Origin of the sequence: Pararhodobacter zhoushanensis (genome assembly GCF_003990445.1) — a bacterium.
Taxonomy (GTDB): Bacteria; Pseudomonadota; Alphaproteobacteria; order Rhodobacterales; family Rhodobacteraceae; genus Pararhodobacter; species Pararhodobacter zhoushanensis.
The window spans coordinates 1-13,650 of sequence record NZ_REEZ01000014.1 but is presented as its reverse complement, the minus strand read 5'-3'; the positions used below and the strand labels follow the sequence as shown (position 1 = coordinate 13,650).

Sequence of the window (13,650 nt, the reverse complement as noted above, 5' to 3'; positions counted from 1 at the left end):
GGCCACGCATCCTCGATTTCGGGGAATGGAGCGTATATAAGCGCCCCGAGGACCATAGGAAAGAGAAAATGCAGCGCCTGATCCCCGCCTTTGCAGCCCTTTTGCCGATTTTCGCCGCCCCTGCCGCTGGCGCGCAGGACCGGGCGGGCGCGTTTGACCATTACCTTCTCGCGCTCAGCTGGATCCCGGCCTATTGCGCCACCGATGGCGACGACCGCGATGATCCGCGCTGCCGCGAGGGCAGTGCCATCGGTTGGGCGGTCCACGGGCTCTGGCCACAGAATGCGGGGGGCGACTGGCCGGAGTACTGCAACACCACCGAGCGCGCGCCCTCGCGGCGCGAAACCGCGCAACAGGCGGATCTGTTTGGAACGTCGGGCTCGGCCTGGCACCAGTGGAACAAGCACGGGCGCTGCTCGGGCCTGTCGGCGCAGAACTATTACCGGCTGGTGCAGGCTGCGGTCGACGAGATCGCCCTGCCCGAGGTGTTCGAGGGCGTTAACCGCGAATTGCGCGTCGGGCCCGAGGTGGTGGAGGCGGCGTTTATCGAAGCCAACCCGGACCTGACGCAGGACCGCATCGTCACCAGTTGCCCAGGCGGCGCGATGGTCGAATTGCGGATCTGCCTGACCCGCGCGCTGGAACCGATGGATTGCGGCCCGGCCCTCACCCGCCGCGAATGCCGCCTGAGCGCAACGACGCTGTTGCCCTTGCGGTGAACGCGAAAGGGGGGCTGTCAGCCCCCCTCTTCGCTTTCAGCGAATTCACCCCCCTGAGGATATTTGAAGCATAAAGTTGGGCGTTAAGATTCTGTTAACCCAACTTTATGCCTGAAATATCCCGGGGGGCGGGCCGGAACGGCCCGGTGGGGGGCAGCGCCCCCCGTCCGAAGCCTCAGCTTACCCATCGTTCGTGGCCGGCGCTTCGGCTCCCGCCGCGTCCGGCTCGACCAGCACGCCCTGTTCCCAGCGCCCCGAGACGACCTGCCCGGCGGCGTAGCGCAGCGTGCCGCGACCGACGCGTTGGCCATCAACGAACTGCCCCTCATACACATCGCCCGTCGCATAGGTCGCGGTGCCTTCGCCCTCGATCCGGCCTGCGCGCCATTCGCCGGTATAGGTGAACCCATCGGCCAGCGTGATCGTCCCCTGTCCTTCGCGCTCGCCGCCGACAAAGCCGCCCTCGAAGCGGGTCGCATCGGGGTAGACCATCACGCCTTGCCCCTCACGCACACCGCCGACGAAATCGCCGGTGTAGATGCGCCCGTCGGGGTATTCCATGCGGCCCTGCCCCTGCGGCTGGCCGGCGCGGAAATTGCCCTCATAGACCATGTTCTCACCAAGACGCGCCCGACCCTGGCCTTCGATCCGGCCCTCTGACCACTGCCCGGTATAGCCTGTGCCATCGGCATAGGTGATCACCCCCTCGCCGTCGGGCACGCCGTCGCGGAACTGGCCGTCATAGCGCGCGCCATCGGGGGCCGTCATCACGCCGGAGCCGTCGATGCGGTCCGCCACCCAATCGCCGGAATACACATAGCCTTGCGCCGAACTGAGCCGCCCGCGCCCCTGACGCATGTCATCGACGAAATCGCCCTCGTAGATCGCCCCATTGGCCATGATCAGGCGACCGACACCCTGCAAGACGCCCTGCTCAAAGGTGCCTTCGCGCCGGTCACCGCCCGGCAGGGTCAATACGCCTGCGCCATGCAGCATGCTCTCTGACCACTCGCCGTCATAAATCGTGCCATCGGGCCGCGTTAGCCGCCCCTCGCCGTGGCGCTGGTCGGCGTGCATTGCGCCGACATAGGTCGAGCCATCGGGGTAGGTTATGGTCCCCTGCCCCTCACGCAGTCCATGCTGCCACTCGCCTTCATAGCGCAGCCCGCCAGGCCGCTCCATCGTGCCGGTACCATGCGGCTGGCTGTCGTCGAAGGCGCCGGTGTAGACCACACCCGTCACATAGCGACGCACACCCTGCCCCATGATGCGGCCTGCGTCCCAGTTGCCCTCGTAGGACGAGCCATCGGCAAACACCATGCGGCCCTGCCCTTGCGGGCGGCCGTCCTCGAACTGGCCCTCATAGACCGAGCCATTGGGATAGCGCGCCGTGCCCGCGCCGGTGATCTGCCCCTGCACCCAGTCGCCGGTGTATTCAAACCCGTTGGGCAGCCGGTAAGTGCCGGTGCCGTGCTGCAAACCGTCCAGAAACGTGCCCTCGTAGATGCCGCCGTCGGCATACTGGCGGGTTATCACCTCGCTGAGGTCCTGTGCAAAAACAGGTCCGGCGAGACAGGCAACTAGTCCGGCGGCGATCACCCGGTTGCGGAACGGCGTCATGCGGTGGCTTCCCCTTTGGTCATCCGCATCCCCTGGGGGGTGCGGCCCAAACCTAGTTGAGCGGTGAGGGGCATGGCAAGGGTGCACGGGTCAACTCACCGGGACTGCGGCCCATCAGGCGGCAAAAAGCGCCCGTAGTTCGGCTCAACCCGGCAGGGGACAGGCCCACACGAGGCACCAACCGGGCCGAAGAAAAACCTCAGCGCGGCAAGGCGACGCGGGCATGTCGGCGTACACGGTGCAGCAAACGGTTCCCGCAGCGCCAGCTAGTCGGCGCGGCTGTTGTGCTGGTTCATTGTCGCCGCGATCCACTGCTGGAAATGCGACACCCGCGTGTAGACCCCCGGCAGATTGGGCCGCGCGCAGCCATCGCCCCAGCTGGTGATGCCAATCACAAACCACTGGCCATTGATAGCCGCCGACAGCGGACCGCCCGAATCTCCCTGGCAAGCGTCGAGCCCGCCGCGATACAGGCCCGCGCAAATCATGCTGTCGGTGATGGCACCGTCACCATAGTTGGTCCGGCAGCGCCGCCGGGTGGTGACGGGAACGACCACACGCCGAAGCCGGTCAGGATAATTCCCCGCACCTTCGCCCATATCGCCCCAGCCGATTGCGTTCAGCCGCATACCCGGACGACCGAGGGCGCGCATGGCAGCAAAGGTGGCCGGCACCGCCAGCGGCAGGTCTACCGGCGTGGCCAGATGCAACAGGCCGATGTCATTATGCTCGGGCCCGGCTTCGTAATCGGGGTGGGAATAGATCGCATCAACGTCGATCATGGTGCCACCCGTGGACAACAAAGGCGAATCCGTCAGCACCTGCACAGCCGACGGGGACAATCCCGGCAGGCAATGCGCTGCGGTCAGCACCCATTGCGGCGCGATCAGCGAACCGCCACAGAATTGCCCCAGAAAAGGATCGGCCCCGGCGGATACCAGCGCGACAACCCAGCGAAAATGCCGGTTGTACCCGCGGTTACTGACGCCCCAACCGCCCACGATCGAGGGGGTCGGGGCGGTCCCGGACTCAGCGGCGGCGAGGGCACGCGCCTCGACAATCTGCTGGGCAAAACTGGGGCTCTGCGCCAACGCGGGCAGCGCCGCCACCGCGCTGAACGCCAAAGCCGCGCTCAGGCTGCGCCACAAGGCATATAACTTTGATACCGACATCCCCGAACCTTCCCCACTACTCATAAAAACTCAGCGTCCAGCATGCGCACGGACGGTGTCAAGTCTTCGTGAGTACAGAGCCAAGCGTTAAGAAAGTCTTACCTGCGCAACCGATTTCCGGGGCAGAGACGCCAGCTATCGCACAAGCGCGCGCGTCAAGGCTGGCGGTCGACAACCTGTCTGCCTTGCAGGCGCTCGGAGGGCGGGCGCACGCAGGAAGCACCGCCCCGCAGATGCTGGGGCCTGAGATCGCGCCAGTGACGTGGTCCTACGCCGCCGCCATCAGCACATTGACCGACCGCGCCTCGGGCGCACCGTATCCGTTGACGATCCGATGCCAGCGCCGGTGCGAGAGGGACAATCACGGTAGAGTGCCCGGTTTGCCCAGGACGTAACAGCCCGTCCAACTGCAGCCGGGAGGCCCGGCTGCCCGGGCTGAACCTTACCCGGCGTGCACGCTCGGCGCTTCGAGCGCACCAAAGCCATAATGCCGCAGCCAGCGCAAATCGCTCTCGAAGAACGCGCGCAAGTCGGGAATGCCGTATTTCAGCATCGCCATACGGTCGATGCCCATACCAAAGGCAAAGCCCTGCCACTGGTCGGGATCAATGCCGCCCGCGCGCAGCACCTTGGGATGCATCATGCCCGAACCGAGCACTTCCAGCCAACCGTCCCCCTCGCCCACGCGCAATTGCCCGTTGACCCAGGAGCACTGGATATCCACCTCGGCCGAAGGCTCGGTGAAAGGGAAATGCGAGGCGCGGAAGCGGGTCTTGACCTTGGTGCCGAAGAAGGCGGTGAAGAATTCCTCAAGCACCCATTTGAGGTTCGCCATCGAGATATCGCGATCAATCGCCATACCTTCGATCTGGTGGAACATCGGCGCGTGGGTCTGGTCCATGTCCATGCGGTAGACGCGGCCCGGCGCGATCACGCGGATCGGCGCGCCCTGCTCCTGCATGGCGCGGATCTGCACCGGCGAGGTATGGGTGCGCAGCACATGCGGCGGGCGGTTGTCGCCGGGGGCGCGGTGCATGAAGAACGTATCATGCTCCTGACGCGCAGGATGCTCGGGCGCGATGTTCAGGGCGTCGAAATTGTACCAGTCGGTCTCGATCTGCGGGCCCTCGGCCACGCGAAACCCCATGTCGGCGAAGATTGCCGTGCATTCCTCGGTCACCTGGCTGACCGGATGGATGGTGCCGCGCGCGCGGTGGCGGGCGGGCAGCGTCACGTCCAGCCATTCGGCTTTCAGCCGCTCGTCGAGCGCCGCGTCTTCCATCGTCGTCTTGCGGGCGCGCAGGGCCGAGTCCAGCTCGTCGCGCAACTGGTTGAGCGCCTTGCCGGTGGTCTGGCGCTCTTCGGGCGACATCTTGCCCAGCTCGCGCATCATCAGGCTGATTTCGCCCTTTTTTCCCAGCGCGGCAAGCCGCACCTCTTCCAGCGCGGCCGCATCGGCAGCGGCCGAAATACGGGCCAGATAGGTTTCGCGCAACTGATCCATAGCAGCCTCCGACATCACGCGCCCCTGCTATCCGTGACGTGGCGTGATTGCAAGCGGCCGGGGTTGTTGTGACGCAAACGACGCGGCATCAAAGAGAGGAACGCCGGGGGGACAGGCCGATGAACGAGACGAACACGGCCAATCCGTGGCTGGTGCTGACCGGGCTGTCTCTGGGCGTGCTGGTCACCAATGGCTTCGCGCGCTTTGCCTATGGTCTTATCCTGCCCGCGATGCGCGCCGATCTGAACTGGACCTACGCACAGGCGGGCTGGCTGAACACCGCCAATGCGCTGGGGTATATTCTGGGCGCGGCGGGAACGATGCTGGCGCTCAGGCGACGCGGACCCGCCGCGCTGTTCGCGGCCGGACTGGTGATGACGGCGCTGTCGCTGGTGGCCACAGGACTGGTGCCGGCGCTGTGGTGGCAGAGCCTGTGGCGGTTCATCGCCGGGCTGTTCGGCGCGCTGTCGTTTTCGACCGCCGGAGCGTTGGCGGCGCGGCTCTGGGCCACGGACCCCAGGCGCAATGCGCTGGGGATCGGTATCCTGTTCGGGTCGGGCGGCGGTATGGCAATTGTACTGGCCGGGGCGACGCTGCCGTTGATGCTGGACGAATGGGGCGACAACGCCTGGCCCTTTGCCTGGCTGATCGTCGGGGGTTTAAGCCTGCTCTGCGTCCCGCTGGGTCTGTGGGCCGCGCTGAAAGCGCCGCTGGTGCCGCGCCGCGATGTCAACGCCCCTGCCCTGCCTCTGGCGCGCATGTTGCCGCAATTCGCCGGCTATGCCGGGTTCGGGCTGGGGTACATCGTCTATCTCACTTTCCTGTCCGCCTGGATGAAGGAACAGGCCGCGAGTGCGCTGCAGGTGGCGCTGGTCTGGGTGCTGCTGGGCGCGTGCATTTCGCTGTCGCCGATGCTCTGGCGCGGTGTGTTTGCCCGCCACGCCAGCGGGCGACCGCTGGCGCTGGTGTTGACAGGCATCGCCGTCGGTTCGGCCCTGCCCGTGCTGTGGCCGACGCTGCCGGGGCTGGTCGTCTCGGCTGTCGTGTTCGGCTCTTGCGTCTTCATGGCCCCAAGTGCGGTGACCAACTTCACCCGCCAGAACCTGCCTTCCGAGAGCTGGGGCAGCGCCATCGCCCTGTTCACGCTGGTTTTCGCGGTGGCGCAAACCGTCGGCCCCTACGCGGCAGGAATGCTGGGCGACCATGCAGGCAGTATCGGCGTGGCGCTGCTGGCGGGATCGGCGGTGCTGCTGGTCGGCGCGGGGATCGTGTCGCGCCAAAAGCCGCTCTAGATCACGGGTTTGTCATCGCGCGCGCGCAACGAAAGGCCCGGTAGGTCCGTATCGTAAGGGAAAGGCCCCAACCGGACCGGAGCAGATGGATATTCTTCTCGGCTTTCTCGCCGGCGCACTGACGCTCCTGAACCCCTGCGTGTTGCCGGTGCTGCCCATCGTACTGGCCTCGGCGACGGCGGCTGACCGGCACGGGCCGCTTTATCTGATGGCCGGCATGGGCAGCAGCTTTGTGCTGATCGGGCTGGCGCTTGCGCGGCTGGGGCCGTCGATCGGCCTGACGCCGGAGACAGTTGAAGCCGCCGCAGCGCTGGTCATGGTCGCCTTCGGGCTGGTGCTGCTGGTGCCGGCGCTGAACACCCGCTTTGCCAGTGCGACGGCGGGGCTGGCCAATCACGCCGACGCAAGGATCACGCAGCTCGACCAGTCCGGCCCCTGGGGCATGGCGCTTGGCGGCGTGCTGCTGGGTGCTGTCTGGTCGCCCTGTATCGGCCCCACGTTGGGCGGTGCCATCGCGCTGGCCGCCAGCGGCGATGGGCTGGCGCAGGCCGCTGCCATCATGGTCGCCTTTGCGCTGGGTGTCTGCGTGGTGATGCTGGCGCTAGCTTACGGTGCGCGCAGCGCCCTGCAACGCCGCGCCGCGCTGATGCGGCGCATCGCCCAAGCGGCAAAACCGGTGCTGGGCGTGACCTTTGTTCTGGTGGGGCTGGGCCTGTGGTTCGGCGTTCACCGTGTACTGGAAATCTGGGCGATCCAGACCCTGCCCAACTGGTTCAACGACCTGTCCATCCTCATCTGACCCCAAGCCGGAGACCTTCCCCATGCTGAGACGCGACTTCCTGATGTTGACCGCCACCGTGTCCCTGATGCCGCTGGCCGCCCGCGCCGAGTTTGTGCCCTACACGCCCGGACTGGCCGAAGACGCCATGGCGCGCGGCGACCGGATCATTCTGGATTTCTACGCCACCTGGTGCTCGACCTGCGCGCGCCAGCAGCGGATCATGGAACAGCTGCGTGCCGAGAACCCGGCCTATGACAGCCAGTTGACGCTGATCCATGTCGATTGGGACGACTATGGCAACGGCGCGCTGTCACAACGCTTCGCGGTGCCGCGCCGCTCGACGATCATCGCGCTGAAAGGCGAGGTTGAACTGGGCCGGACGGTTGCGGGAACCTCGGTCAGCGACATTCAGGGATTGTTCGACCTGGCGCTTAACGCCTGAGCGGGTGTGCGAGGGACTCCTCGCCCCTCGCGCTCCCTCGCCAGAGGAGGGGGCACACCCCCTCCTCTGGACACCTCCCGTGGATATTTTCAGACAGAAAATGCGGTAAGGTTAACAGAGGATTACCGTCCCTTTTGCTGTTCAAATAGCCTCAGAGGGGGGAAGTCGGCGTTAGTCGATCTGGGGGCCCAGACTGCGGCTGCCCGGTCTGTCTTAGGCGACCGTGGCCGACAGCTGCGCTAGGGGGCGGTGACATCATGGTCATAGATCCACGCATACCGCCGCAGCGCCATTCCCGGCGCCAGCCGGTCACCAGCCCGCAGGATGGCGTGAGCCACTGGGGCCAGCGGCGCGCGCAGGTGGTAGTTGCGCGCGTTGCTGTTGGCTTCGGCGACGACCTTTGCCGCCCGGGGCGCGCGACGCATGGCGTAGGCGCTCAGGGCTGCGGCCGTGTTCTCGGGAGTCGCAGCGAGCGTCGAGGCGAGCGCCCAAGCATCCTCGAGCGCCAAATTGGCGCCCTGAGCCATGAAGGGCAACGTCGGGTGTGCGGCGTCGCCGACGAGAGCCGCGCGCCCGGCGCCGTCGTGCCATTGCCTCGCAACCGGGTGGCGGAACAGGCCCCACAGATACGTGTCGCGCACAGCCGATAGCCACCCGGGAACCGGGCCGCCAAAGCGGGCGAAAGCCGCGCGCAGGGCGTCGGGATCGTCGGGATGGTTCCAGCCCTCAGCCGCCCAGCTCTGGCGCTCTTGCACGGCGACGATGTTGCGCAGCGTGCCGCCGCGCAGCGGGTAGCTGACCAGATGTTGGCCGGGGCCGGTGAAAATCTGTGCGACGCGCGCACCGCCATCGCCGGGGATCGTCGCCCGCCAGGCGACCTGGCCGGTGAAAAACGGCTGAGCCATGCCATTGAGCGCGGCGCGCAGGGGCGAGTGCAGCCCGTCGGCACCGATCAGCAGCGGTGTATCATGGCGCGCGCCGACGCCTGTGGTGACGCGCGCGCCTCCCTCAACCAGCGCGATTCCCGTGACTTTCTGCAGCAACTGCACCTCGGTCCCCGAGGCCCGCATGGCACGCTCGAGCGCCGCAATCAGGTCCGCCCGGTGGCAGAGGAAAAAGCCGGGATCTTGTGGCAGGTCCAGCCGCGTGACCAGCCGTCCGCTGCGATTGCGCAGCTCGACCGCCTCTGAAAGATCGCCAACTTCGGCGGGATCGATCCCCAAAGCCCGCAACACCCGCGTGCCGTTCGGGCTGATCTGCAACCCCGCGCCGACCTCGGTGATCGCGGGGGCCTGTTCCAGAATACCGACCTGCGCACCAAAGCGGCGCAGCGCCGTCGCGGTGGCAAGTCCGGCGACACCGGCACCCAGAACCAGCGCACGGTGGCCGGACAGCAAAGCGCTTCCGTCTTGGGGCATGCTGCCGACCTTGAGCCTGTAACGATCAGTCGTCGCGGTGGACGCGCTCGCTGCGTTCGTGGCGTTCCTGCGCTTCCAGCGTCATCGTGGCGATGGGGCGTGCATCAAGACGGCGCAGCGAGATCGGCTCGCCCGTCATCTCGCAATAGCCGAACTCGCCATTCTCGATCCGGCGCAGGGCCGCGTCGATCTTGGACACCAGCTTGCGCTGACGGTCCCGCGTGCGCAGTTCCAGCGCGCGGTCGGTCTCTTCGCTGGCGCGGTCGGCCACATCGGGAAGGTTGCGGGTGGAATTCGCGAGATCCGCCAGGGTCTCTTTGTTGTCCACGAGGATCTCGTCTTTCCAAGCCAGCAGCTTGCGACGAAAATACTCGAGCTGACGGTCGTTCATGAACGGCTCGTCTTCAGCGGGCTTGTAATTGTCAGGAAGAAAACTTTCCGGCTTCATCTCAACTTCCCCTGTTTGCCCGGAAAGCATGGTAACCGACTCGACGATTTGGTTCTTCGCGGTCATTCCGGGTTCCCTATTGGGGACGCCTTACTCCGCGGGACGCTCAATGTCACGCGCCATTCGGTAACTTTTGCCCCGGCGTGACCTTGGAAGCCCAGCCCGGGCGCGCTCGTCTTGCGGTGCTGCGGCGGCACGGCTAGGGTCTGCGCAACGTCAAACAAGGGTTTTTACGGATGCGCTTTTCCTCGACCGACACTTATATCGCCACCGATGACCTGACGATGGCCGTGAACGCCGCCGTAACGCTGGAGCGGCCTTTGCTGGTCAAGGGCGAGCCGGGAACGGGAAAGACCGAGCTGGCGCGCCAGGTGGCCGACTCACTCGGACTGGACATCATCGAGTGGAACATCAAATCCACCACCCGCGCGCATCAGGGGCTCTACGAGTACGACGCCGTCAGCCGGCTGCGCGACAGCCAGCTGGGTGAGGACCGCGTCCATGACGTGCGCAACTACATCAAGAAGGGCAAGCTCTGGCAGGCCTTCGAGGCGGGCAAGAAGGTCGTGCTGCTGATCGACGAGATCGACAAGGCGGACATCGAATTTCCCAACGATCTGCTGCAAGAGCTGGATCGGATGGAGTTCTTTGTCTATGAGACCGGCGAGACAATCCGCGCCGAAATCCGGCCGATCGTCATCATCACCTCGAACAACGAGAAAGAACTCCCCGACGCGTTCCTGCGCCGATGCTTCTTCCACTTTATCCGCTTCCCCGAACCCGAGGTGCTGGCGCAGATCGTCAAGGTCCATCATCCCGGCATCAAGGACATGCTGCTTTCGACGGCGCTGACCCAGTTCTTCGAGCTGCGCGAAACCCCGGGTCTGAAGAAGAAGCCCTCGACCAGCGAGATGCTGGACTGGCTGAAGCTGCTGCTCGCTGAGGACCTGCAACCCGAAGACCTCAAGCGCGACGGGGCCAATGCGCTGCCCAAACTGCATGGCGCGCTGTTGAAGAACGAACAGGACGTGCACCTGTTTGAACGCCTTGCCTTTATGGCGCGTCGCCAACCGGGCCGGTGAGGGGTTTCTCCCGCGGCCGAGACGGCTGACGCCGCCACGTCCTTGGGCGACCCACGCGCCTCCTTGCGGCGGCGCAGGGGGCATTCTGCCCCCTCGGCCCGTACCGGGCCTCACCCCCTGAGGATATTTGAGGCATAAAGTTGCAGGGTTAACGCTTCGTTAAGACCCAACTTTATGCTCCAAATATCCTCCAGGAGGGTCCGGGAGGATGGAAAATCCTCCCGGGCGGGCCTGGGCGGCAGCCCAGAGCGGCGCGCGGCGCCCTCAATGGGGGCCGCGCGCCGCCCCTCGCCTAGCTGCGCCCTTGCGGCAGCATCAACCGCGCAAGCAAGCCGCCAAATTCCGGCGTCTCGCCACGTCCCAGATCCAGCCGTCCGCCATGGCTGCGCATCGCGTCCGCGACGATAGCAAGGCCCAGCCCGGCCCCGGCCCCGCGCGAGGCACCCCGGGCCGGGTCGAGGCGCACAAACGGCCGTACCGCGCGGTCATAGTGTTGCGGCTCGATACCCGGGCCATCGTCTTCGACCGAAATGATCGCCCATCCCTGCTCGGACGAGACCGACACGCGCGCCTTGCGCCCATAGCGCAGCGCATTGCCGATCAGATTGTCAACCGCCCGCGCCAGAAGTTGCGGGCGCAGCGGCAGTATCGGACCTTCGGGTGCGCCGATCAGGTCAACCGAGCGCCCGAGACGCGCGGCCTCGCCCACCCGTTGCGCCACCAGCGCGCCCAGATCGGTCGGCGAGACCGGTTCCTCAGCCTCGCTGCGGGTAAAGTCGAGGAAGCGGTCGATCAGCGCTTCCATCTCGGCGACATCGGCCAGCAGCGCCTGCGCCTCGGTCTCGTCGTCGAACATCGACAGGGCCAGGCGCATCCGCGTCAGCGGCGTACGCAAGTCGTGACTGATGCCGGACAGCAGCAGGGTGCGCTGCTCGATATGGCGTTCGATCCTTTCGCGCATCTCCAGAAACGCCGCCCCCGCCGCGCGCACCTCGGTCGCTCCGGCGGGCCGGTACGGCAGTGTCTGGCCGCGGCCAAAGGCTTCGGCCGCACGGGCCAGCCGCTGCATCGGACGCATCTGGTTCTTCAGATAGATGAACGAGACGAACCCCATCCCCAGCCCGATCACCAAGGTCAGCACCAGCATCTGGTGCGGGTTGCGCGCCGAGATCCGGCCAAGCCCGAAATCGAGCTGCAATTGCCCATACCGGGTGGTCATCCACAACGAGACATCGGCGCGCCGCAGCAGCACCGAGGTCATCTCGGGCAATCCCCGTTCAAGTTCGCGGATCGCCAGACGCCCCGAGAGATCGTAAAACGGCAGATCCTCTGCCGTTGCGGTAGGAGGCGCTGTCGGCACCACTGTGGCGTTCAGATCGAACACCAGCGCCAGAGAGGCGGCCCGCGCTTCGGCCGTGGCGCGATCGGGGGCGGCATCGACCTCATCGCGCAGGTGATCCGCAACCAGCACAAAATTGCCGGTCATCTGCCGCGTCACGCCGTCATAGTGGCGCTGGATAAAGGCCAGCGAGACGACGAGTAGAATCGTTGCCACCGGCACAAAAACGATCAGCGCGGCGCGCCACAACAGGCCACGGGGCAGAAACGGTTTGAGCAGGCGGCCAAGCATGGCGATACTCTAGGCCGAGCGCTGGCGCTTTGCCAGCCGTCCCAAACCCGAGGCCCCTGTGACCGACCCTGACTTCGCCCCGCGCTCCGGGCATCCGCTGATCCTTGAACCCGGCCTGCGGCTGGTACTGGCCCCCAACCCCTCGCCGATGACCGAGCGCGGCACCAACACCTACCTTCTGGGCGAAGGCGCGGTAACCGTAATTGACCCCGGCCCCGCCGACCCCGCACATATGGCGGCGATCATGGGCGCCCTCGCCCCCAAGGAACGCATAACCCAGATCCTTGTCACCCACGCGCACAAGGACCACTCCCCCCTCGCCCGCCCGCTGGCCGAGGCTACCGGTGCGCCGGTAATGGCCTTCGGCGATGCGTCAGCGGGGCGTTCAGCCCGGATGGCGGCCCTGAACGAAGAGGATATCGGCGGGGGCGAGGGGGTCGATGCCGGATTCGCGCCGGATGAAATCTTGGCCGACGGCGTCACGTTCGACGTAGCGGACCGCCCGATGCAGGCAATCCACACGCCCGGGCATTTCGGCAATCACCTGTCGTTTCGCTGGGGCCAGGCGCTGTTTTCCGGAGACCACGTGATGGGGTGGGCCCCCAGTCTTGTCTCGCCCCCGGATGGCGACCTGACGGATTTCATGGCCAGCCTTGATCGGCTCGAATCGCTGGGCGCGCTGCGCTACTACCCCGGCCACGGCGCTCCGATCGCCGACGGAAGGGCCCGCACCCGCGCGTTGCGCCAGCACCGACTCGGACGCGAATCATCGATTCGCGCCGCCGTGGCTGCCGGAGCCTCGACGCTGAACGCGGTGACTGCGGTGGTGTATACCGACATCGCCCCTGCCCTTCTCCCCGCCGCTGCGCGCAACGTTCTGGCCCATCTGATCGATCTCGAGGCCCGCGGCATGCTTGTTTTCAACGGCCCGCCGGGACCCAACACGCCCCTCTCCCCACCCTGAGATGCGGGTCTTAAAGGACGGTCCGAGGGCCCGTTTCGACGCCGTGACATTCGGGTAAAAAAAACGCTGAAATCCTCTGGACGCCGGTATGGTGCCTTGTTATACGGCCCACGTGTTCCGGCGTAGCTCAGCGGTAGAGCAGTTGACTGTTAATCAATTGGTCGTAGGTTCGATCCCTACCGCCGGAGCCAAATCCCTTTGTTTTCATTGGGGAAATTGGCAAAACACAAAACCTACTAACAACCTGCTCTTGCTTTTGTATTGGTTGTTCGAGGTGCTTTGCCCTTTCAAAGCGTTTGGATAATCACACAAACGTGAACGACTGACGTGCGCAGGCGCCCCATGATCGAAACTAACGCCGAACTTGTGCGCCGTTGCCTATTCATGCTGCGTCACGCACAATAGTACGAAAAGGGACAGCACACATTGGACGCGCGATGGGAAAGACCAAGCCGGTAGCACCTGTATTTATTGATACAAACATATTGAAGTTTTCAGCGGTTAGGTTCCAGACTCATTGATTTTCAAAGCCAGAAGAGAACGGTCGCAGCGAGGGCGATGGCCGAGAGGAACACCTT

The 13,650-nt window shown here is 65.6% G+C and carries 12 protein-coding genes and 1 tRNA gene; 7 read left to right on the top strand and 6 right to left on the bottom strand.

The window, feature by feature from the left end; genetic code table 11:
- Positions 1–68: 68 nt before the first annotated feature.
- Positions 69–719: a ribonuclease T2 family protein gene (locus tag EAE28_RS20770; RefSeq protein ID WP_127109871.1), complete on the top strand. Its 651-nt coding sequence runs from the start codon at positions 69–71 to the stop codon at positions 717–719.
- A gap of 180 nt (positions 720–899) precedes the next feature.
- Here the strand turns inward: EAE28_RS20770 and EAE28_RS20765 are convergent, their stop codons facing one another.
- The 3 genes from EAE28_RS20765 to pheS form a co-directional block, all read right to left on the bottom strand.
- Entirely contained in the window at positions 900–2,339 is a 1,440-nt protein-coding gene (locus EAE28_RS20765; protein WP_127109869.1) for an MORN repeat-containing protein, read from the bottom strand.
- Between the two features lie 266 nt (positions 2,340–2,605).
- On the bottom strand, positions 2,606–3,511 hold the full coding sequence (locus EAE28_RS20760) for a S1 family peptidase (protein ID WP_164736724.1): 906 nt from the start codon (positions 3,509–3,511) through the stop codon (positions 2,606–2,608).
- A gap of 442 nt (positions 3,512–3,953) precedes the next feature.
- Positions 3,954–5,015: a phenylalanine--tRNA ligase subunit alpha gene (gene pheS, locus EAE28_RS20755; RefSeq protein WP_164736732.1), complete on the bottom strand. Its 1,062-nt coding sequence runs from the start codon at positions 5,013–5,015 to the stop codon at positions 3,954–3,956.
- A gap of 119 nt (positions 5,016–5,134) precedes the next feature.
- On the opposite strand from pheS, the gene EAE28_RS20750 reads away from it, so the two are divergent.
- The 3 genes from EAE28_RS20750 to EAE28_RS20740 all read left to right on the top strand — a co-directional run bounded on the left by EAE28_RS20750 (position 5,135) and on the right by EAE28_RS20740 (position 7,530).
- The gene (locus EAE28_RS20750) at positions 5,135–6,307 is read left to right on the top strand and encodes a YbfB/YjiJ family MFS transporter (RefSeq protein ID WP_127109863.1); all 1,173 of its coding nucleotides are present in this window, start codon (positions 5,135–5,137) and stop codon (positions 6,305–6,307) included.
- Positions 6,308–6,392: 85 nt separating this feature from the next.
- Complete coding sequence (locus EAE28_RS20745; protein ID WP_127109861.1) at positions 6,393–7,106, top strand: cytochrome c biogenesis CcdA family protein; 714 nt, start codon at positions 6,393–6,395, stop codon at positions 7,104–7,106.
- Between the two features lie 22 nt (positions 7,107–7,128).
- Complete coding sequence (locus EAE28_RS20740) at positions 7,129–7,530, top strand: thioredoxin family protein (protein ID WP_127109859.1); 402 nt, start codon at positions 7,129–7,131, stop codon at positions 7,528–7,530.
- Between the two features lie 239 nt (positions 7,531–7,769).
- On the opposite strand, the gene EAE28_RS20735 is transcribed toward EAE28_RS20740, so the two are convergent.
- Together EAE28_RS20735 and dksA are read right to left on the bottom strand one after the other, a co-directional pair.
- Positions 7,770–8,948 (bottom strand): FAD-dependent monooxygenase, encoded by a 1,179-nt coding sequence (locus tag EAE28_RS20735; RefSeq protein ID WP_127109857.1) that lies wholly within the window; start codon positions 8,946–8,948, stop codon positions 7,770–7,772.
- A 25-nt stretch (positions 8,949–8,973) separates the two neighbouring features.
- Positions 8,974–9,396: an RNA polymerase-binding protein DksA gene (gene dksA / locus EAE28_RS20730; RefSeq protein WP_127110084.1), complete on the bottom strand. Its 423-nt coding sequence runs from the start codon at positions 9,394–9,396 to the stop codon at positions 8,974–8,976.
- Positions 9,397–9,632: 236 nt separating this feature from the next.
- Between dksA and EAE28_RS20725 the strand changes: the two genes are divergently transcribed.
- Positions 9,633–10,478 carry an AAA family ATPase gene (locus EAE28_RS20725; RefSeq protein ID WP_127109855.1) on the top strand — a complete coding sequence of 282 codons (846 nt, stop codon included), beginning with the start codon at positions 9,633–9,635 and terminating at the stop codon, positions 10,476–10,478.
- A gap of 292 nt (positions 10,479–10,770) precedes the next feature.
- Here the strand turns inward: EAE28_RS20725 and EAE28_RS20720 are convergent, their stop codons facing one another.
- Positions 10,771–12,108, bottom strand: a complete 1,338-nt coding sequence (locus tag EAE28_RS20720; protein WP_127109853.1) for an ATP-binding protein — start codon at positions 12,106–12,108, stop codon at positions 10,771–10,773.
- A 58-nt stretch (positions 12,109–12,166) separates the two neighbouring features.
- Here EAE28_RS20720 and EAE28_RS20715 point away from each other — a divergent pair, with 58 nt between their 5' ends.
- Together EAE28_RS20715 and EAE28_RS20710 are read left to right on the top strand one after the other, a co-directional pair.
- Positions 12,167–13,072, top strand: a complete 906-nt coding sequence (locus EAE28_RS20715) for an MBL fold metallo-hydrolase (protein ID WP_246022515.1) — start codon at positions 12,167–12,169, stop codon at positions 13,070–13,072.
- A gap of 116 nt (positions 13,073–13,188) precedes the next feature.
- Positions 13,189–13,263 (top strand) — tRNA-Asn (locus EAE28_RS20710).
- The last annotated feature ends 387 nt before the right edge of the window (positions 13,264–13,650 follow it).

Bases quoted from the DNA above. Each gene is read 5' to 3' on its own strand.
- EAE28_RS20770 (WP_127109871.1), top strand. From the start codon at position 69: ATGCAGCGCCTGATCCCCGCCTTTGCAGCCCTTTTGCCGATTTTCGCC.
- EAE28_RS20765 (WP_127109869.1), bottom strand. From the start codon at position 2,339: ATGACGCCGTTCCGCAACCGGGTGATCGCCGCCGGACTAGTTGCCTGT.
- EAE28_RS20760 (WP_164736724.1), bottom strand. From the start codon at position 3,511: ATGTCGGTATCAAAGTTATATGCCTTGTGGCGCAGCCTGAGCGCGGCT.
- pheS (WP_164736732.1), bottom strand. From the start codon at position 5,015: ATGGATCAGTTGCGCGAAACCTATCTGGCCCGTATTTCGGCCGCTGCC.
- EAE28_RS20750 (WP_127109863.1), top strand. From the start codon at position 5,135: ATGAACGAGACGAACACGGCCAATCCGTGGCTGGTGCTGACCGGGCTG.
- EAE28_RS20745 (WP_127109861.1), top strand. From the start codon at position 6,393: ATGGATATTCTTCTCGGCTTTCTCGCCGGCGCACTGACGCTCCTGAAC.
- EAE28_RS20740 (WP_127109859.1), top strand. From the start codon at position 7,129: ATGCTGAGACGCGACTTCCTGATGTTGACCGCCACCGTGTCCCTGATG.
- EAE28_RS20735 (WP_127109857.1), bottom strand. From the start codon at position 8,948: ATGCCCCAAGACGGAAGCGCTTTGCTGTCCGGCCACCGTGCGCTGGTT.
- dksA (WP_127110084.1), bottom strand. From the start codon at position 9,396: ATGAAGCCGGAAAGTTTTCTTCCTGACAATTACAAGCCCGCTGAAGAC.
- EAE28_RS20725 (WP_127109855.1), top strand. From the start codon at position 9,633: ATGCGCTTTTCCTCGACCGACACTTATATCGCCACCGATGACCTGACG.
- EAE28_RS20720 (WP_127109853.1), bottom strand. From the start codon at position 12,108: ATGCTTGGCCGCCTGCTCAAACCGTTTCTGCCCCGTGGCCTGTTGTGG.